Below are 19,275 nucleotides of genomic sequence, written 5' to 3'. Positions count from 1 at the left end.
CTCCAGCCCTCAGAAGGTCGTACGGTAGGTCATGGCGAAAATATAGGCCTTCACCGTGGTGTCCACGTCCAGTCCCGCGTAGGGGTTGTACACCAGGTTGTCGAGCCCGGTGCAGTTCAGGTTGCAGCTGGTATCGGCCTTGACGCTCTGCTTGGTGACGAAGTAGTTGAAACCGACATCGATCACCGTGTCCTTGTCCCACTGGTAGCCCAGCCCCAGGCCGTAGAGATTGGCATCGCCGATCGGCACCAGGATGTCCGCCTGGCCCTTGGGGATCGCCGAAGGCCGGTATTCGTAGCCGGCGCGCAGCTGCAAACGGTCGTTGACGTCGTACTGCACGCCCATGGCCCAGCTCCAGGTATCGCGGTAGCCGCGGTCGAGGGTGATGCTGTGGCTGGTGGCGTCCTTCGAGTCGAGGTACTTGGCGATGCGCAACAGGTCGAGCTCGCGGTCGAACTCGATCTTGAACTCGTTCCAGTCGCTGTAGCCGTTCCATTTCAGGTCGAAGTTGAATTGCCACTTCTTGAACGGGCGCAGCTTCACGCCGGTGGAGAAGGCATCCGGATAGACCATGTTCATCGTGGCGTTGCCATGCTCTTCGTCGACGTTCCCGTAGGGGAACATCTGGCCGAGGATCGCACCGCCGAGCGACTTGTGCACCCCGGTCCAGAAACCCTGCCAGCCCTGGCCGTAGTCGACCCGGTACTTGCCCTTGAGCCTCATCCGCGACTCGCTCTGGTAGGTCGCGCCCCAGGCGAACCAGTCGGTGGGCTCCCAGAGCACGCCGAGGTTGAAGCTGGGCGAAAGCGACTGCTGCATGTCCAGGTCGATATTGGCCAGGTTCTGGAACGGACCGATGTTGCCGCCGCAGACGTTGAAGAACACCTCGAGGATCTCCTGCATTCCCGGCAGGCAACCGATCTCCTTGGTCTGCTGCAACAGCCCGAGCAACTGGTTCGGCGCCCGGAAATCCTCGTTCAACGCTACTGCCTGGTGGGAAAAACCCACCGACAGGCCGACCGACAGCTCGTCGTTGACCTGGTAGGCCAGGGTCGGCGAGAAGTAGGTGAGCCGCTGCAACGACACCTCGCGTCCCTGGTAGCGCGCCGGATCGCTATCGGAATCGCGGCTGTAGCCCAGCGCTTGCGGGGTGTAGACGTTGGTGGCGAAGGTGAACTTGGAGCCCGGCGGGTTGATCGAGATCCCGGCCAGCGGCGCCACCAGCAACGGCACGTCGGTCATGCCGCCGAGGCCGGGCAGGTACATGGTCGGGGTCAGGGTCCGGCTGTGGCTGTTGGCGACCGGGTCGTCGCGCAGGCCGAAGGTGCCTTCGCCGTAGTTCGGCGGCGCCTTGAAGCCGGCGCGGATGTCCATCACCCCGGTGAGCAGCTTCACGGTCGCCTGGCGGCCCTTCATCCTGGTCAGCGCCGCCGGGTTGTAGTGCACCGAATCGATGCCGGTCTCGTCGGCGGTCACGGCGTTGCCGAGGGCCATGGCTTTCGGGTTGCCGATGGTCAGGTCGTTGGCCATCTGCGCGCCGGCCGGCGGAATCCAGGCCAGGCACACCCCTGCCAGCGCCAGCCAGAGCGGCGCAATGCGCATCTTCATAACAGGCCTCGCTCGCGGGTTACTGGGCCTTCAGCCCTTTGATATCGAGGGGTACGGATAACCCCAGCAGTACATCCGGCGAGTCTTCCGTGAGGCCGAAACCGGCGTTGACGTTGACGATGTAGTCCGGTGACGTCCGCAAGCCGAGCGAGAAGTTCATGATGCTACTGGTCTGTTCGGACGACTCGAACGTACCGGCAGTGGTGTGGTAGCGGTTCTTCAGCGTGTAGGCCATCTGGTACGAAGTCGCCAGCGAGACGTCGTAGGACAGCGCGTAGGCCATGCCCATGTTGAAGTTGATCGTGTTGCCGGGCGAGACCTTCTCCAGCTGGGAGTTGTCGGCCAGGGTCTGGTGCACGTCGTCCACCGGCAGGTTCCAGGTGTAGCCGAGCGAGCCGTAGAGGACCACCGGGTCGATCACATAGGACATGTTCGCGCCGAAGCCCAGGCTGTAGTAGCCGTTGCCGGTGGAGATGTCCTTGTCCAGGTTGGTCTTGTAGGGACTGTCGCCGGTCGGCAGGCCGATGGTGGTATACAGCGTGGTGACCGGCCGCCCGCGCACCGCCGCCCAGGGCTGCCAGCGCAAGGTCGCGGACACGTCGCCGAGGCTGTAGGCGTGGGTATCCATCTCGGTGTCGTACTTGGCTACCAGCGGCAGGCGGAAACTGAAGGTGAGGTTGTCCCAGATCCCGTAGTCGAAGGTGAAGGAGTTGGTGAAGGTGTGCTGGGACTGGCTCTGCCGGCCGGCGAGGCCGTAGATCTGCGTGCCGCCGCTGGTCTTGGTCAGCGGCACCAGGGTCAGCCGCTGGTCGCGCACCAGCGCGTAGTCGAAACCGTAGGTCAGGGTCCGCTCGCCCTTCTTCAGCAAGGTGTAGCTCTTCTCGGCGGCCTGGAAGACTTCCTCCAGCGCCTTGGCGCTGTCGGCATCGTCATTCTTCTTGGCCAGCGCGTCACGGGCCTGGTCGACCGAGGCTTCCTCGGCAACGGACAAACCGCTGATAGACAGCATCAGCGCCGCCGCGCATGTGTACCCCCTGATTCTCATGGCGCTATCCCCAGAGATTGTTCTTGTTTTTGGGTATCTGCTACTTGGTGCGCAGGTGTATGACGTCGCCACCAGTGCCCAGCTCACGGACCTGGTTTTCAGTGATCTTGTTGATCTGCGGAAACTCGCGGAACGCCAGCAGGCTGACGGTGCGGTCGTCCACCAGGCGCATGTCGCGATCGTTCAGCGCCAGCGCGTTGCGGGGCTCCTGCCCACTCGGGAAGATCACGAACAGGACGTTCTGGTCCCAGATTTCCTCGAAGCGCGTCCGGGTGAAGCTGATGTTGCCCAAGGCCGGATCGGCGACGAAGACGTGATCGTTGTAGACATCGCGCACCACCACGAAATGCTTGAAGCCGGCATAGTGGATGGGGACCAGCGCCGGATGCTCGAGAGCGTCCAGGTCGCTGAACTCGGCGCGAAAACCACCGCTCTTGTAGCCCAGCGCAGCGGCGTAGCGCTTCATGTCGAGCAGCGAGAAACCGCGGCGCTGCACGATCTTATCGGCCTCGCCATAGCGCAGCAGTCCTTCCATGACCTGGCGTTCCTCGAGGTTGCGCCCGAGGTAGTAGTCCAGCAGCGTGGTAAGCGCCGCCGAGCCGCAGCTGTAGTCATAGGCCTGGCGGATGACGTTGCGGAACTGCAACTGGCTCATCGGCTCCAGTTGCACCGATTCGCGGTAGGGTCCATTGGGGGTCAGAGGCTGGCTGAGGTTGACCGTGCCCTGCGGTTGCGGCTTGGTATCGACCGTCTGGGTGAACCCGAACAGTCCGATCAGACTTCCCAGCAAAATCTCGAACATCGCCCCGTCGTACCTCTTTCGGAGAAAGACCCCGCCGATGCCTCGGCGAGGTCTTCGCGTCTCGACTCGGTTCCTGGATCAGTGACCCCAGACCTTGATGGTGGAACCGGCCATGTTCAGCCCGGAGACGGTCAGCGAGCCGATGCTGGCGGCGCTGGTGTCGCCCACCTTGATGGCGCCAACGGTCACGTCGCCGGTGATGGCCGGCAGGCCGATGGCCAGTTGCTGGGTCGACTTGCCGCCGATATCGGTGGTGACGACGTCGATGGTCAGCGGCTTGGTATCGTCGATGGTCAGCGCCGGCAGGCTGATGTTCTCCAGCCGCAGGGAGCCGCCGTTGGTGTCGGTATCGGTGTAGGTCACGGCCCCGACGGAGCCCTGGAAAGTACCGGAAATGCTGATGCCTGCCTGGCCGGTCACGTCGGACAGCGCGCCATCGTCCATGGCTTTCAGGTCGGCATGCGCCAGCAAGGGAGCAGCCAGAACAGCAGTTGCAAGGAACAGGTGCTTTTTCATTGTTATTTCTCCAGTGTTCAGGTGTGGTTTGCCCCAGGGCACTGCCGTTTGCATCCTGTCCCCGGCAGATCGACCGGCATCTCGCCGGTCTCCAGGTCCGGTACTGCTTCCCTAGGTGTCCCGGACATGGATTCGGTAGAGCCTCATGCTCTCTCGTCCTGGATTCCAAGCTACTGGGCCACCCCTTCCGCCGCCAGCCCATCCAAGGGATGGAGCGATGGCGGCTGCCGCTCACGCCTCGCTCAGCAGTCCCAGGCTTTTACCCTTTAGTACGGCTTGCGTTCTGCTCTTCACACCCAGCTTGGCGAACAGGTTGTGCAGGTGCCACTTGATGGTGGCTTCCGACAGGTGCACCGCCTGCGCGATATCGCGGTTCGACAAGCCCGCCGCCACCAGCCGCAGGATTTCCCGTTCGCGATGGCTAACATCCTGATTTTCATCGAAACTTTCCGGGTCCACGGAGAGCTTCCGGCACTGCTCGCGGAGCAGGTCGGCCAGCCCCTGCCAGGCCGCGGCACGCTTGGGCTCCGCTTCCCTCCAGCTTTCCCACATCGGCAACAGCCACAACGCGTCGTCCTGGAACAGCCGGCGATAGCCGAGATTCCAGGCTTCCTCGAGCGTGGCGAGGAACAGGCCGATGGCTTTTTCGCTGTTACCTTTCTGCCAATACGCCACAGAAAGTAACAAGGACAAACGCAGCCGCCGATCCCTCTGGTAAGCGGAAGAGTAGCCGGCCAGACAGCTTTCCAGCTTGCTCTGCGCGCGTTCCGCGTGACGCTCGGACAATGCCAGCCGAGCCTCCGCCAGGACCAGGGCGGTCTGTGCGTCGGCATGCCGCTCGCCGGAGAGCCCGGCAAGATGCCGCTCCAGTTGCAGGCAGACCCGTTCGGCTTCGTTCGGACGGCGCAGCCACAGCAGGAACTGCACCTTGCAGCTCATGGCGTGAGCATAGACACGCTCGTAGCCGGGCGAGAGCAGACCGCTCAGCCATTCGTCGAGTTGCGCCAGCCCCTGCTCGGCGGCGCCGGAGAAGAAGCGCGCCTTGGCCATGACCAACTGGCCGCGACTGAGCAGTTCCACCGGCGTCGCGACATCCCGCCAGACCGTCGCCAGCGGTAGTTCGGCGAGCACGCCGGCATGCCGGTCCTGCTCGTAGAGCAGGTCGGCATAGGCCAGCGACAAGGGTCCGCCGACCCGGCTGCGCCGGCCGAATACCTGCTCGACCCGGTTGCGCGCCGACTCGGCGATCGCCCTGCCCCGCTCCAGGTCGCCACTCTCCTTGCAGATCAGGGATTCGATCAGGCTGGTCACCACCTGCAGGTACTCGCTGTCGGCGACTTTCAGGTCCTCCCGCGCGGAACCGATGGCGCCGGCGGCCTCGGCGTAGTCGCCGAGCAGCGCATGCGCCGAAGCCTGCACGCAGAGCAGGCTGGCGCGGAACACCGGCTGGTTGCTCGGGACCATGGACAGCCAGTGACGGGCGACCTTCAGGCAGGCTTCGAGCTTGTCCTGGTAGAGCAACACCAGGGCCTTGAGCACCTGGGCGGCGGCGAGCAACTCGCCGAGCCCGAAGTGCATGACCTTGCCGCGCCCCTGCAAGAGGCGGTGGCTGACCTCCTCGATCAACGCCTCGGCCTCGGCGAAGCGTTGCTCGAACGCCAGTTGCCAGGCGTAGAAGATCTGGAACACCGGATGCTCGCGGATCACCTCGGCGGGAATGCCGTTGAGCATGCCGAGGATGCCGTACACCCGGTTACCGGCGATCAGGCGCGCGCCCTGGCGCTCCAGCAACTCGGCGGCGAACAGGTAGTCGCGGGCGCGAAGGGCGTACTTGATCGCCCGGTCGGCCAGGTCGCGCCCCTCGCACCAGCGCGCCGCCGCATGCAGCAACGGGGTCGGATCGGCATGCCGGGATAGCCGCCCCTGGAGGAACTCGGCGAACAGATGGTGGTAGCGGAACCATTCGCGCTGGTCGTCCAGGGCGATGACGAACAACTGCTCGTTCTGCAGGCGCATGAGCATGTCCAGGCCGTCGCGACGCCCGGTCAGCGCATTGCACAGTTCCGCATTGAACTCATCGAGCACCGAGGTCTGGTCGAGGAACAGCTGCAGGTCGGCGGGCAGGCTGGCCAGCACGTCTTCCGCCAGGTAGTCGGCGATGTTCCGTTCGGTCCCGGAGAGCCCGCGGAGGAAACCTTCCCGGTCGGTATTGCGACTGAGGGCCAGGGCCGCCAGGTGCAACGCCGTGATCCAGCCTTCGGTGCGCTTGAACAGCAGCTTCAGCTCGCGCTCGCCCAGCTCCAGCCCCTTGAGGTCGAGGAGAAACGCATCGCTCTCCTCGCGCGAAAGTCGCAGGTCTTCCGCGCTCAGGCAGAAGGTCCAGGGCTTGAGGGTCGGTTCGTCGACCAGGAAGCGCGGGCGGAAGCGGGTCGAGGCCACCACCCGCACGTGATCGGGCAGGTTCTCGATCAGGTAGCGAACCCCATGCGGCAAGGCGGCGTGGCGGATGCGGTGGAAATCGTCGAGGAACAGGTACAAGGGGCCTTCCAGGCGACGCAGGTCGGCGAGGAAGGCATCCAGGATGCCCTCCAGCGGCACCGCGACGTCGGTGCCGAGCAGATTGGCGGTATTGCCGCCGAATGCCGGGACCACTCGCTGGATGCTCGCCAGCAGGTACTGGATCAGACGCTGCGGTTCGCTGTCGGTCTCGTCGCAGGACAACCATGCCACCGCCGCGCCCTGCTCCAGCAGGCGCAGGCGCAACTGGCAGAGGATGGTGCTCTTGCCGAAGCCGGCCGGCGCGCTGAGCACCATCGCGCGTCGCGCGCGGGCCTCGTACAGGCGGTCGATCAGCGCCTGGCGGGGCAGCAGCGGCAGCCCTCCGGCGCCTGGCGGGAACAGCTTGGTCTGCAACAGCGGGATGGTGCTGGCGGGAACCCCGTCGCGATGGCCCATGGTCAGAGCAGGCTCAGCTCGCGGGCTCGCCGGATCGCCTGGGTGCGATTGCGCACCTTGAGCTTTTCGTAGATGTTGTGCAGATGCCATTTGACGGTCCCCAGGGCCAGCGACAGGCGCTGGCCGATTTCTTCGTTGGATAGGCCCTGTGCGGCCAGGCAGACCACTTCGCGCTCGCGCTCCGTCAGGCCTTCCTCGAGCGCATCCTGGGGCTTGCGCACGCCCTGCCCGGGCCAGATGCCGAGCAGGCCGCGAATGAAGGTCTGTAGCGCCGGCTGGCGCTCGGTGGATTCGAGTTGCTGGAGCAACTGGCGAATGCCGTCGCCTTCCTCGATGAAGAGGCTGCGCACCCCTTCCCGTTCGGCATTGATCAGGCATTCGCCGAGCAGGCTGTTGGCCCGTTCCTGGTAGCCCAGGCGCTGATAGCTGAGCGCCGCCAGGATATCCAGGCGCAGGCGCTGCAGGCCGTGCCAACCGGGCTGCAAGGTGCCGCGCAACTGAGTGATCTCGTGCAGCGCCTCGCTGAAATGTCCTCGCCCCTGCAACAGGCGCACGCGGCTCACGCCCAGCGACCAGTTGACCGGGTTGAAGGCCATGTTGCGGTAGTGTGCCGCCATCTTGTTCCAGTCCACGCTCTTCAACCGCTGCTCGGCGCGCTTCAGGCGGTCGGGGCCGCTGTCCTGGAGGATCAGGTTGATCTCTTCGGCCATGGCCTGGGCGAAGAAGCGCCACGACTGATTGCGCGAGGCCAGGGCCTGCATCGCCGCCAGGCTGGCCAGCGCCTCCTTCGGCCGTCCCAGCAAGCGCTGGGTGCGCGCCAGGCAGATCTGCCCCTGGGCATAGAAATCGATCGGATTGATCACATCCACATGCCCGAGCGCCCAGCCCAGGCGCTCTTCCAGCCCGTCCAGCTCGATCCTGTAGTAGGCGGTCAGGGCCTCGGTGATGGTCGGCAGCGCCAGCGCGCTCCTGGACTTCTCGAACAGCGGCCGGGCACGCTGGCGGAGCCGCTCGATGAGCAGTTGCGCCTGCTTCACCTGGCCCTGCTCGAGTGCGAGGATCACCTCGACGTTGGCCAGTTGCATGTCCAGGTAGCGCCCTTCGAGGAAATGATTGCGCTGCTGCGCCAGTCCCAGCAGGCGCCGCGCCTGGTCGCCCTGGCCACGGACCACCTGGGCCAGCGCGGCGGTGATCAACACCGCCACTTCGAGGAAGGCAGCGTTCTGCCCGAGCTGGACCTCGACCCGGCGAGCCAGGGCGATGCACAGTTCCAGATCGTCCTTCTGCAACGCCACCACCGCTTTCACCGCCAGCGCGGAGAGGTACTGGTCGCCCATCGGTCCGTCGCCGCGGCTCTCCCCCCAGCGCGCCAGCAGTTCGTCGATGATCCGGTTGGCCTCGCCCAGGCTGAGGTCGCTGGCCCGCGACCAGACATCGGTAAGGACCAGGATCGGATAGCGCTCGGCGATTTCGTCCGGCACATGCTTGCGCCAACGGTAGATCAGGCTGAGCTGGCCGCGGTTGATCAGCTCCAGTCCGCATCCGTCGACCAGCGCGGCGATCATCTCCGGGTCTTCCGCCGCACAGGCATGCTCGATGGCGAACGTCGGCATGTGGTGGTTGGTGAACCACAGGCTGGCGTTGAAATGCAGTTGCTTGAAACGGTCCGGATCGGAGTCGCGCAGGCGGTTGCGGAGGAAATCGGCGAACAGCAGGTGGAAGCGATACCACTGGCGTTCGCGATCCAGCGGCAGGAGGAACAATTGCATGGACTCCAGGCGCTCCAGCAGCGCCTGGCCGTCCTGGCGCCCGGTCAGGGCGTTGGCCAGGTCGCCGCTCAATTGGCTGGCAACGCCAAGGGCCAGCAGCGCTTCCTGCAGGTCGCCAGGCAAGCGTTCGAAGACCGCCGCCAGCAGATAGGCGCTGACCGCCTGCTTGTCGCCGTCGAGCAGGGCCATTTCCTGCACCTGCGGTTGCTGGCGCAGCCACAGGCTGACGAGATGCACGCCCACCACCCAGCCTTCGGTCTGGCCATAGAGCGCCTTCAGGCAGGGCTCGTCCAGATAGAGACCGCTGCGCTCGAGGTATTCGCGGGTTTCCTCGAAGCCGAGGCGCAGCTCCTCGAGGCCGATTTCCAGCAACAGCCCCTTGGCCCGCCAGGTAGCCAGGCTCAGCGCCGGCTGCGAACGCGTGCCCAGGGCCAGGACCAGCCCGGGCGGCGCGTACTGCACCAGGCGGTTGAGGCCGGTGAAGATGTCCGGGTTGCTAACCAGGTGCAGGTCGTCGAGCACCAGCAGCAACGGCCGCGCATAGCGATCGAGATCGCCGAGCAGGCTTTCGATCACCGCCACCACCGGGACCCGCATGGTGTTCTGCAGGTAGGTCTGGGCGTCGTCGCCAAGCTGCGGCACGGCTTCGCCCAGCGCCTCGATCAGCTGCCGGCAGAAACGGGCGGGGTCGTCGTCTTCTTCGGCAAGCGAGAGCCAGGCCACCGCCTGGTCTGCTACAGTGCGCTCCCTGGCCAGGGCGGCGAGCGCGCAGGTCTTGCCGAAGCCGGCAGGTGCGGAAAACATCAGAACGCGTGAATGGGGATTGCGATCCAGCAGGTTGCGGATCGCGGGGCGAAGAGAATATTCGGCTGGCACCTGAGGCGGCACTATTCTGGAGCGCGAAAGGCTGCCGGCTGCTGGATTCTGTACTGCATCCACGGCCTGTATCCCTGTGTCATTATCATTGTGGTACGGAGCCAAATCTCCGTGGGATATTTCCATAATTAGCAGATCACCCTTCTTACGTAAACTGAAGAAATGGCTCTAGGATCGACGATTCCGGCGAACTAGAATTCCTGACTGTCCCACTACCCCCACTTTCCATGCCCAGTTGTCATGTTCACCCCCTGCCCTACCATAGCGACCCAAGCTGTCTCTTTGCCATCATCCATGAGGCGCCCGGTGCGGTGATGCTCGATTCGGGTCGCCCCATCGCTACCCGTGGACGCTATGACCTTATGAGCGCCTGGCCATTGGCAGAACTGGCGCCGCTGCCCGACGAATCGGCCAACCGCTTCTTCGCCCGCCTACGCGAAGCGGCCGGAAGCCTGGGCCCCGCGCAGCTGCCAGCGCCGTACGAACTGCCCTTCGCCGGCGGTCTGCTGGGCTATTTATCCTACGACCTGGGTCGGCGCATCGAGCGCATCGGCGAACACGCCCGCGATGACCTGGGCCTGCCGCTGGCCTCCGTCGGCCTGTATGCCTGGGCGCTGATCAGCGACCACCAGGCCGGCACCAGCCAACTGGTATTCCACCCGCGATTGGACGAGCGCGAACGCCAGCGCCTGATCGCCCTGTTCAGCGAGGAAACGCAAGGCGCGGCCGGCAACTTCAAGCTTCTGGGAAAATTCCGACGGAGCATCAGCGCATCCGACTATCGGCAGGCGATCCGCCGCATCCAGGACTACATCCAGGCAGGCGACTGCTACCAGGTGAACTATAGCCAGCGCTTCCAGGCCGCTTGCAGCGGCTCGCCGTGGCCGGCCTATCGCGCCCTGCGCGAGGCCTGCCCGACGCCGTTCTCCGGCTACCTGCGACTGGCCGACGGCGCGATCCTCAGCCTGTCGCCGGAGCGCTTCCTCAAGCTCGGCAAGGGCAAGGTGGAAACCCGGCCGATCAAGGGCACCCGCCCGCGCGGCAAGACCCCCGAGGAGGACATGGCGCTGGCGGCGTCGCTGCTGGCCAGCCCCAAGGACCGCGCGGAAAACCTGATGATCGTCGACCTGCTGCGCAACGACATCGGACGCAGTTGCCAACCTGGCAGCGTACGGGTACCGGAGCTGTTCGCCCTGGAAAGCTATCCCAACGTGCATCACCTGGTGAGCAGCGTCACCGGCGAACTGGCGCCGGGCAAGGACGCCCTCGACCTGCTGGAAGGCAGCTTCCCCGGCGGCTCGATCACCGGCGCGCCGAAGATTCGCGCCATGCAGATCATCGACGAACTGGAACCGAGCCGACGCGGCATCTACTGCGGCAGCCTGTTCTACCTCGACGTGCGCGGCGAGATGGACAGCTCGATCGCCATCCGCACCCTGCTGGTCAGGAACGGCCAGGTCAGTTGCTGGGGCGGCGGCGGCATCGTCGCCGACTCGCACTGGGAGGACGAGTACCAGGAAACCCTGGACAAGGTCCGGGTGCTGCTGGAAACCCTGGAAGGGATGGCCGGGACAGCGTCCCCGGAATAGAAAAGAGCCCGCGTTCCGCGGGCTCTTTCATCGGCGGCGCGGCTACAGACTCAGCGAACGGCTGGAAGCCTTGAGGAACTCGCGCTTGAGGTCTTCGTAGGTATGCACCGCGGGGAACTGGGGAAACTCGCGGATCACGTTTTCCGGGGCATGGAACAGGATGCCGGCGTGGGCCTCGGAAAGCATGGTGGTGTCGTTGTAGGAGTCGCCTGCGGCGATCACCCGGTAGTAGAGGCTCTTGAAGGCGATCACCGACTGCCGCTTGGGATCCTTCTGGCGCAATTGATAGCCGACCACCCGGTCGCTGTCGTCGATCTCCAGCTTGTGGCACAACAGGGTCGGGAAGCCCAGCTGGCGCATCAGCGGCTGGGAGAACTCGTAGAAGGTGTCGGAGAGGATCACCACCTGGAAGCGCTCGCGCAGCCAGTCGACGAATTCCACCGCCCCCTCCAGCGGCTTCAGGGTGGCGATCACCTCCTGGATGTCGCCCAGCTTCAGGCCATGTTCGTCGAGGATGCGCAGGCGCTGCTTCATCAGCACGTCGTAGTCCGGAATGTCCCGGGTGGTCGCCTTCAAGGCGTCGATACCGGTTTTTTCCGCGAACGCGATCCAGATTTCCGGAACCAGCACGCCTTCCAGGTCAAGACAGGCAATTTCCACAGGACTCTCCTCGAAATTCTCTGAACGATGGGGTGACGACGGACGCGGCACTCTAGCCCCTCGCCGAGGGCAAGGCAACGCCGGCTTATTCCTGGAATCAAGGTCGACAGGGGTAAATGGTTATTTAGGGCCATATGCCGCCCTTTGCTACCATTCCCGCCACAGAGCGCAACAGCGCCGCCCAGCACCAGGACCCCAGCCCGATGAGCCAGCCTTTCGACCTTCCCGCCCTCGCCTCCAGCCTTGCCGACAAATCCCCCCAGGACATCCTGAAAGCCGCCTTCGAGCACTTCGGCGACGAGCTGTGGATCTCCTTCAGCGGCGCCGAGGACGTCGTCCTGGTAGACATGGCCTGGAAGCTCAACCGCAACGTGAAGGTGTTCAGCCTCGACACCGGTCGCCTGCACCCGGAAACCTATCGTTTCATCGACCAGGTCCGCGAACACTACGGCATCGCCATCGACGTGCTTTCCCCCGACCCGCGCCTGCTCGAACCCCTGGTGAAGGAAAAGGGCCTGTTCAGCTTTTATCGGGACGGCCACGGTGAGTGCTGCGGCATCCGCAAGATCGAACCGCTCAAGCGCAAGCTCGCCGGCGTGCGCGCCTGGGCCACCGGCCAACGCCGCGACCAGAGCCCCGGCACGCGCAGCCAGGTGGCGGTGCTGGAAATCGACGGTGCCTTTTCCACGCCGGAAAAGCCGCTGTACAAATTCAACCCGCTGTCGTCCATGACCAGCGAGGAGGTCTGGGGCTATATCCGCATGCTCGAACTGCCCTACAACAGCCTGCACGAACGCGGCTATATCAGCATCGGCTGCGAACCCTGCACCCGTCCGGTGCTGCCCAACCAGCACGAGCGCGAGGGCCGCTGGTGGTGGGAGGAAGCCACCCACAAGGAGTGCGGGCTGCACGCCGGCAACCTGATCAGCAAGGCCTGAAACCGTCGATAGAGCGTATGCAATCGGGGTAAAGTGCAGGTCGAACCCCGAGCGGAGACCCAGCATGCGCATCACCATGGTCAAGAAAGTCCTCGCCAACGGCGAGGACTGCCGCAAGTGCAAGGAAGTCCGGCAACGCCTGGAACAAGGCGGCTACCTGCCGCGCATCCATCGCACCCTGGTGGCCGACGAACGCGACCCGAACAGCGCAGGCTGGATGGTCGCCGCCCAATATGGCGTAGAGACCGCGCCGTTCTTCGTGGTTCGCCACGACGACGGGCGCGAACAGGTCTACACCGTGTTCATGAGCTTCCTCCATGAAGTCCTCGAACCGCGAGCCGAGCAGTCCGCGGACGCTGATCGCGAAGCGCTGGCCAGGCTGGCCGGTCGCGACAATCTCGACATGCTCTGAGGGCCAGCCATGAAAAAGCCCGGCACCAGGCCGGGCTTTTTCATGGGCCGAGGCGATCAGTAGACCGGCAGTTCGATGCCGTCGAACAACTCGTCCAGCTCGGCCTTGTTGTGGCATTGCACGGCCTTGGCCAGCAGCTCGCGGGTCAGGTGCGGAGCGAATTTCTCGATGAAGTCGCACATGAAGCCGCGCAGGAAGGTGCCGCGGCGGAAGCCGATCTTGGTCACGCTGGACTCGAACAGGTGGCTGGCGTCGAGGATCACCAGGTCGTTGTCGAGCTTCGGATCGACCGCCATGTGCGCCACGATGCCGACCCCCAGGCCCAACCGCACGTAGGTCTTGATCACGTCGGCATCGGCCGCGGTGAATACCACCTTGGGCACCAGGCCGCGCTGGCTGAAGGCTTCGTCGAGCTTGGAGCGGCCGGTGAAGCCGAACACGTAGGTGACGATCGGCTGCTCGGCCAGGGCTTCCAGGGTCAGTTTCGGCAGCTTGGTCAGCGGATGCCCGTGGGGCACGATGACGCAGCGATTCCAGCGGTAGCAGGGCATCATGATCAGGTCGCCGAACAACTCCAGCGCCTCGGTGGCGATGGCGAAGTCGACGGTGCCGTCGGCGGCCATTTCGGCGATCTGCATCGGCGTGCCCTGGTGCATGTGCAGGGAGACGTCCGGGTACTGCTTGATGAAGCCGCTGATCACGTTGGGCAGCGCATAGCGCGCCTGGGTGTGGGTAGTGGCGATGGACAGCGTGCCCTTCTTCTCGTTGGAGAATTCCTGGGCGATCTGCTTGATGCTCTCGACCTTGCGCAGGATCTCGCCGGCGGTATGGATGATCCGCTCCCCCGCCGGCGTCACACGGGTCAGGTGCTTGCCGCTGCGAGCGAACACCTCGACGCCCAGTTCGTCCTCCAGCAGGCGGATCTGCTTGCTGATGCCCGGCTGCGAAGTATAGAGGCTCTGCGCCGTGGCGGAGACGTTGAGGTCGTGGTGCGCAACCTCCCAGATATAGCGCAATTGCTGAAGCTTCATGGAGATTCCTCGAAAAGGTTGTCGCGACCGGCGATCAAGAACCGAAGGTATATAACCATATTAATGGTTTGAGGAATAAAATTAGACGTTTTTTTTGATTTTGCACGCTTTTTCACCAGCCGACCGCTGGCCTACAGGTCGCGACTACGGTGCTGCAACATCGGCACCAGGTACACCGGTACCTCCGCCAGTTGCACCAGACGCGCGGCAGTCCGGCCCAGCGGCGTGTCGAGTTGAGTGCCGTGGCTATGGCTGCCGGCGACGATCAGGTCCACGGCCAGCTTTTCCGCCTCATCGAGGATCATCTGCGGCGGGTCGCCCTGCACCACCCGCACGCTCTTGACCAGCGCCGCATCCTGGGGCAACTCGCCGAGTTCATCGCGAAACCCTTCCAGGACCCGCTTCTCGATGCTTTCCATGACGTTGTCCAGCCCTTGCGCCCGCAGGTCCTGGAGACGCTCGGTGTCAAGGTAGGTCTGCAGGACCGACTCGGCGAACAGCCCGAGGGGCTCCACCACATGGACGACATAGAGCTCGGCGTTGTAGGCGCGGGTCAGCGACAGGGCGTGTTGCAGGACATAGGGAGCATAGAGCCCCAGATCGGTGGCGTAGAGAATCGAACGAATCATGCGGCCTCCTCGACAGCCTGCGCGGCGGGCCTCGTTAGCAGATTAGCAGCAAGCATCCATTCTCCTAGCGTTCCCTGCTGTTTCGGGCTTTTTCCGGCCCGTTGGGGTAAATCCCTTTTCTCCCTGCGAGCGCGGCGCCGGCTGGTCGCCGCGCTCGGCCCTTCAGCGCGGTTGTGCTTCGAGGAAGCGCAACGCCTGGTACAGCGCCTCGACCCTGGGCATCCGGTAGCCCGCAGCAGCAGCGCGGGCCAGGGGCGCGGCATAGATCGCCGCCAGCTCCAGTGGCCGCCCATGGGCGAAGTCGTGGTACATGCTCGGCCGATAGTCGGGCATCCGCTCGGTCGCCGCCAGCAGTTGGTCCGCATAGCCCTCAGGCAGGATGAAGCCGCAGGCGCCGGCAGCACCGATGACTTCCTCCATGATCGCCTCGATCAGCGACCGACTGTCCGCGTTGGCCATCAGCGGCGCGGTGCTGCTCTTCAGCAATACCGACAGCCCGTTGTAGGGGATGTTCCAGACCAGCTTCTGCCAGCGCGCCTGCTCCAGGTCGGGCATCGCCGTGGACTCCAGCCCGGACTCGCGGAACAGCGCGGCACCCTCCTCGACGATCTCGCGCCGGCGTCGCTCGTCGGCCGGTCCGGAATGATAGCCGAGATTCACTCCGCCGTAGGCCTGGTGCTCGATCACGCCCGGTTCGCCGCGATGCACACAGATGAAGCAGAGGCCGCCCAGCAGATGCAGGCTTTCCGGCAGCAGCGGCCGCAGCCGCTCCTCCACGCCCAGACCGTTCTGCAGCAGCAGAACCTTGGCTCCCGGCGCCGCCGCTGCGCGGATCAGGGGTGCCAGTTCGTGATTGCCGGTGGTCTTGGCGCCCACCAGCAACCAGTCGCAGGGCGGCATGTCCTGCGCCGAATGGTAGGCCTGGACCGGCGCCAGGCGCCGGAAGCCATGCACCGCACTATTCAGGCTGAGTCCGGCGCGATTGACCGCCTCGAACTCGCTGCGCAGGAGAAAATGCACGTCGTGACCGGCATGCGCCAGCATCAATCCATAGAAGCCGCCGATGGCTCCCGTACCGATGACGCCGATCCGTTGCTGCTTTGAATCCATCAGGGCAACTCCTCAGGTAAAGCGGTCGACCCCGCCAGCACCGCACCCCGCAAGGCTTCCTGGTGCAGCGGAACGTTCAGTGCGCCATGGAAGCGGCCGTCGCGGACCATGAACAGGGCCGGCAGGTGAAAGACGCCGTAGCGTTCCACCAGGCCGCCATTGCGGCCGGCGTCCACCCAGCACAGGCGCTCGATGGGCAGGTCCATCGCGGGGAGATGGCGCCGGGCCCAGCGGCACGACGCGCAGCCTTCGCTGGTGAATACCAACAGCGAAACCCCTTCCAGGGCAAGCAACTGCCGGTCGGCGTCCAGATCGGTGAGTTCCAGGGACGGCACGCTGCTGACCTCGATAGAAAGGAAGAAATGGGGCCCGACCATCATCCGTAGGCTTCGGCTCCTGCGATAGCGCTGGCGCCCTCCTCGGCCAGCGGATACGCGCAAGGCGCGCCCCTCCGCAGCACCTGCACAATATCGTCCGCGGCGGCCTCACCTGCAACTCCGCTGGCAGCCTTGGCCCGGAGCAACGAAGAAAACGTGCGCAGAGCGGGGAAAACACCGGCGAACCGCGTCCCGCCCATTGTCTAGGCCCGGCCCGACACGTTAAGGTTCGTCTCCCCGTTTGCGAACTTCATGCCTGCGCCCTTTCGCAGGGGGCCTCCCGGCGGCCGGCGCCCGTGACCTGATTGAGTACCACGATGGCTGATTTACAGATCGACGACCTTAACGTTGCCTCCAACGAGACCCTGATCACGCCGGAGCAGCTCAAGCGTGAAATTCCCCTGACCGACAAGGCCCTGCAGACCGTGGCCCATGGTCGCCAGGTGGTGCGCGACATCCTGGATGGCAAGGACCACCGTCTGTTCGTGGTGATCGGCCCCTGCTCCATCCACGACATCAAGGCCGCCCACGAATACGCCGACCGCCTCAAGGCGCTCGCGGCCGAAGTGGCGGATACGCTGTTCCTGGTGATGCGCGTGTACTTCGAGAAGCCGCGTACCACGGTGGGCTGGAAAGGCCTGATCAACGATCCGTACCTGGACGACTCGTTCAAGATCCAGGATGGCCTGCACATCGGTCGCCAACTGCTCCGCGACCTCGCCGAGAAAGGCTTGCCCACCGCCACCGAAGCGCTCGACCCGATTTCCCCGCAGTACCTGCAGGACCTGATCAGCTGGTCGGCGATCGGCGCCCGTACCACCGAATCGCAGACCCACCGCGAGATGGCCTCCGGCCTGTCTTCCGCGGTCGGCTTCAAGAACGGCACCGATGGCAGCCTGACCGTGGCGATCAATGCCCTGCAGTCGGTCTCCAGCCCGCATCGCTTCCTCGGCATCAACCAGCAGGGCGGCGTATCCATCGTCACCACCAAGGGCAACCGCTATGGTCACGTGGTGTTGCGCGGCGGCAACGGCAAGCCGAACTACGATTCGGTCAGCGTCGCGCTCTGCGAGCAGGACCTGAACAAGGCGAAAATCCCGCTGAACATCATGGTCGACTGCAGCCACGCCAACTCCAACAAGGACCCGGCCCTGCAACCGCTGGTGATGGACAACGTCAGCAACCAGATCGTCGAAGGCAACAACTCGATCGTCGGCCTGATGGTGGAAAGCCACCTGGGCTGGGGCAGCCAGCCGATTCCGAAGGATCTCGACCAACTTCAGTACGGCGTCTCCATCACCGATGCATGCATCGACTGGGCGACCACCGAGAAGAGCATCCGCAGCATGCACGCCAAGCTCAAGGACGTGCTGCCGAAACGCCAGCGCGGCTGAGCGAGGCGGAAACGAAAACGCCGGGCTGATGCCCGGCGTTTTTCATTGCGCACCTGCTCAGGCGGCCGGATCGGCCTGACGCTGGCGACGCTCGATGTAACGCTCCACGTAGGAGCAGGACGGGATCACGCTGTAGCCCATGCGGTCGGCGTACTGCAGGGCGTGTTCGGTCAGCGCGGCGGCGATACCGCGACCCCGCAGCGAATCCGGTACGAAGGTCCGGTAGATGTCCAGCGTCTGCTTGCCCAGGTCCATATACGCCAGATAGGCACGATGGCCATCCACCGTCGTCTCGAACTGATGGCCGCCCACGTCATGATGGATGGACAGGGACTCGCTCACTTTGGATCTCCTCAACGGGTTCGTAACCCGACCCGCGCCTGATTGATAGGGTTCCTCGCGAGGATGCCCCCGCGTACCGGCCTTCAGCAGGCCGCCGGATAACTTCGTCCGTTCTCGTCCCGGCGGCTGAGCGCGCCTGGCGGACATCCTCGAAACGGGTGACCTGCACCGCATGCAAGGCCGGACTAACGATAGGGCCCATATTGCTGTCTTCCCCGGCCAGACTCAACCGTTTCTTCTGCCAGGAACGCGCAGGCGTCACTGGAGCCCTGCTCGGGAGGCCCGCGCAAGCACAATCGCGCATGACCCGCGGGTCAGCCAAAGCGCTTTACGCCGACGACGCCCATCAGTAAGGTCTGCGCCACTCCACCAAAAGGAATCCTGCCATGAGCGAGTTGATCAGCTACCAGTTCGAAGACGGCATCGCCACCCTGACCCTCAACAACGGCAAGGTGAACGCCATCTCCCCGGCGGTGATCGACGCCTTCAACCAGGCTCTCGACCAGGCCCTGCAGGACAAGGCCGTGGTCATCGTCACCGGCCAGCCGGGCATCCTCTCCGGTGGCTACGACCTGAAGGTCATGACCTCCGGCCCGGAGAATGCCGTCAACCTGGTCGCCGCCGGCTCGACCCTGGCTCGCCGCCTGCTCTCCCATCCCTATCCGGTGATCGTCGCCTGCCCCGGGCACGCGGTAGCCAAGGGCGCCTTCCTGCTGCTCTCGGCCGACTACCGGATCGGCGTCGACGGGCCGTTCCAGATCGGCCTGAACGAAGTCGCCATCGGCATGACCATGCACCATGTCGGCATCGAACTGGCCCGCGATCGCCTGCGCAAGTCGGCGTTCACCCGCTCGGTCATCAATGCCGAGATGTTCAGTCCGGCCGCTGCGGTGGATGCCGGCTTCCTCGACACCCTGGTCAGCGCCGACCAGTTGCAGGAAAGCGCGCGTGCAGCGGCCCAGCAGTTGAAGAAACTCAACATGACCGCGCATCGCAATACCAAGCTCAAGGTGCGCAAGGCACTGCTGGAAACCCTCGACCAGGCGATCGAGCTGGACAAGAAGCACCTGGGCTAAGGCCCGCGCCAGCGAAAGCCCGGTTGGTACCGGGCTTTTTTGCGCCCAATAATTACTTATTACGCAAAGGTAACTCTCCCTAACTGCTATTTTTAAAAAATTATTACGGATTATCCTGGTGACATTCCCAAGGAAAACCGGAGGTC

At 64.4% G+C, this 19,275-nt stretch carries 17 protein-coding genes; 5 read left to right on the top strand and 12 right to left on the bottom strand.

Annotated features, from left to right (window positions below; all coding sequences use genetic code 11):
* Positions 1-9 precede the first annotated feature (9 nt).
* The 6 genes from HMPREF2716_RS21710 to HMPREF2716_RS21685 all read right to left on the bottom strand — a co-directional run bounded on the left by HMPREF2716_RS21710 (position 10) and on the right by HMPREF2716_RS21685 (position 9,634).
* Complete coding sequence (locus HMPREF2716_RS21710) at positions 10-1,608, bottom strand: outer membrane protein transport protein (RefSeq protein WP_003098070.1); 1,599 nt, start codon at positions 1,606-1,608, stop codon at positions 10-12.
* 19 nt (positions 1,609-1,627) lie between these two features.
* Complete coding sequence (locus tag HMPREF2716_RS21705) at positions 1,628-2,653, bottom strand: transporter (protein WP_003120313.1); 1,026 nt, start codon at positions 2,651-2,653, stop codon at positions 1,628-1,630.
* 40 nt (positions 2,654-2,693) lie between these two features.
* On the bottom strand, positions 2,694-3,455 hold the full coding sequence (locus HMPREF2716_RS21700) for a C39 family peptidase (RefSeq protein WP_003098072.1): 762 nt from the start codon (positions 3,453-3,455) through the stop codon (positions 2,694-2,696).
* A gap of 78 nt (positions 3,456-3,533) precedes the next feature.
* Positions 3,534-3,971: a DUF6160 family protein gene (locus HMPREF2716_RS21695; protein WP_003098074.1), complete on the bottom strand. Its 438-nt coding sequence runs from the start codon at positions 3,969-3,971 to the stop codon at positions 3,534-3,536.
* A 231-nt stretch (positions 3,972-4,202) separates the two neighbouring features.
* Complete coding sequence (locus HMPREF2716_RS21690) at positions 4,203-6,926, bottom strand: winged helix-turn-helix domain-containing protein (protein ID WP_009314633.1); 2,724 nt, start codon at positions 6,924-6,926, stop codon at positions 4,203-4,205.
* Positions 6,927-6,928: 2 nt separating this feature from the next.
* The gene (locus tag HMPREF2716_RS21685; RefSeq protein WP_017002214.1) at positions 6,929-9,634 is read right to left on the bottom strand and encodes a winged helix-turn-helix domain-containing protein; all 2,706 of its coding nucleotides are present in this window, start codon (positions 9,632-9,634) and stop codon (positions 6,929-6,931) included.
* Between the two features lie 164 nt (positions 9,635-9,798).
* Between HMPREF2716_RS21685 and pabB the strand changes: the two genes are divergently transcribed.
* Positions 9,799-11,160, top strand: coding sequence for an aminodeoxychorismate synthase component I (pabB, locus tag HMPREF2716_RS21680; RefSeq protein ID WP_004349129.1), 1,362 nt, complete (start codon positions 9,799-9,801; stop codon positions 11,158-11,160).
* A gap of 42 nt (positions 11,161-11,202) precedes the next feature.
* Here pabB and thrH read toward each other — a convergent pair whose 3' ends face one another.
* Positions 11,203-11,820, bottom strand: coding sequence for a bifunctional phosphoserine phosphatase/homoserine phosphotransferase ThrH (thrH, locus tag HMPREF2716_RS21675; RefSeq protein WP_003098078.1), 618 nt, complete (start codon positions 11,818-11,820; stop codon positions 11,203-11,205).
* Positions 11,821-11,954: 134 nt separating this feature from the next.
* Between thrH and HMPREF2716_RS21670 the strand changes: the two genes are divergently transcribed.
* Both HMPREF2716_RS21670 and HMPREF2716_RS21665 read left to right on the top strand, forming a co-directional pair.
* Complete coding sequence (locus HMPREF2716_RS21670; RefSeq protein ID WP_003120317.1) at positions 11,955-12,758, top strand: phosphoadenylyl-sulfate reductase; 804 nt, start codon at positions 11,955-11,957, stop codon at positions 12,756-12,758.
* 64 nt (positions 12,759-12,822) lie between these two features.
* Positions 12,823-13,170, top strand: a complete 348-nt coding sequence (locus tag HMPREF2716_RS21665) for a hypothetical protein (RefSeq protein ID WP_003098081.1) — start codon at positions 12,823-12,825, stop codon at positions 13,168-13,170.
* A gap of 56 nt (positions 13,171-13,226) precedes the next feature.
* On the opposite strand, the gene cysB is transcribed toward HMPREF2716_RS21665, so the two are convergent.
* The 4 genes from cysB to HMPREF2716_RS21645 all read right to left on the bottom strand — a co-directional run bounded on the left by cysB (position 13,227) and on the right by HMPREF2716_RS21645 (position 16,317).
* Entirely contained in the window at positions 13,227-14,201 is a 975-nt protein-coding gene (gene cysB / locus HMPREF2716_RS21660; RefSeq protein WP_003087775.1) for an HTH-type transcriptional regulator CysB, read from the bottom strand.
* Between the two features lie 131 nt (positions 14,202-14,332).
* Positions 14,333-14,830 carry a universal stress protein gene (locus tag HMPREF2716_RS21655; protein WP_003087770.1) on the bottom strand — a complete coding sequence of 166 codons (498 nt, stop codon included), beginning with the start codon at positions 14,828-14,830 and terminating at the stop codon, positions 14,333-14,335.
* Positions 14,831-14,992: 162 nt separating this feature from the next.
* The gene (locus HMPREF2716_RS21650; RefSeq protein ID WP_003117707.1) at positions 14,993-15,940 is read right to left on the bottom strand and encodes a putative 2-dehydropantoate 2-reductase; all 948 of its coding nucleotides are present in this window, start codon (positions 15,938-15,940) and stop codon (positions 14,993-14,995) included.
* Positions 15,940-16,317, bottom strand: coding sequence for a thioredoxin family protein (locus HMPREF2716_RS21645; RefSeq protein ID WP_003120319.1), 378 nt, complete (start codon positions 16,315-16,317; stop codon positions 15,940-15,942). The genes HMPREF2716_RS21650 and HMPREF2716_RS21645 overlap by 1 nt, the downstream gene beginning before the upstream one ends.
* 317 nt (positions 16,318-16,634) lie before the next feature.
* On the opposite strand from HMPREF2716_RS21645, the gene HMPREF2716_RS21635 reads away from it, so the two are divergent.
* Positions 16,635-17,711, top strand: a complete 1,077-nt coding sequence (locus HMPREF2716_RS21635; RefSeq protein ID WP_003087765.1) for a 3-deoxy-7-phosphoheptulonate synthase — start codon at positions 16,635-16,637, stop codon at positions 17,709-17,711.
* A 57-nt stretch (positions 17,712-17,768) separates the two neighbouring features.
* Here the strand turns inward: HMPREF2716_RS21635 and HMPREF2716_RS21630 are convergent, their stop codons facing one another.
* The gene (locus tag HMPREF2716_RS21630) at positions 17,769-18,053 is read right to left on the bottom strand and encodes a GNAT family N-acetyltransferase (RefSeq protein ID WP_003087762.1); all 285 of its coding nucleotides are present in this window, start codon (positions 18,051-18,053) and stop codon (positions 17,769-17,771) included.
* A gap of 386 nt (positions 18,054-18,439) precedes the next feature.
* On the opposite strand from HMPREF2716_RS21630, the gene HMPREF2716_RS21625 reads away from it, so the two are divergent.
* Positions 18,440-19,129: a crotonase/enoyl-CoA hydratase family protein gene (locus tag HMPREF2716_RS21625; RefSeq protein ID WP_003087759.1), complete on the top strand. Its 690-nt coding sequence runs from the start codon at positions 18,440-18,442 to the stop codon at positions 19,127-19,129.
* The last annotated feature ends 146 nt before the right edge of the window (positions 19,130-19,275 follow it).

The sequence above is a fragment of the Pseudomonas sp. HMSC076A11 genome (assembly GCF_001810205.1).
Taxonomy (GTDB): domain Bacteria; phylum Pseudomonadota; class Gammaproteobacteria; order Pseudomonadales; family Pseudomonadaceae; genus Pseudomonas; species Pseudomonas aeruginosa.
Note: the sequence above shows the minus strand (reverse complement) of the source record. Positions and strands in the feature narration are given on the sequence as shown.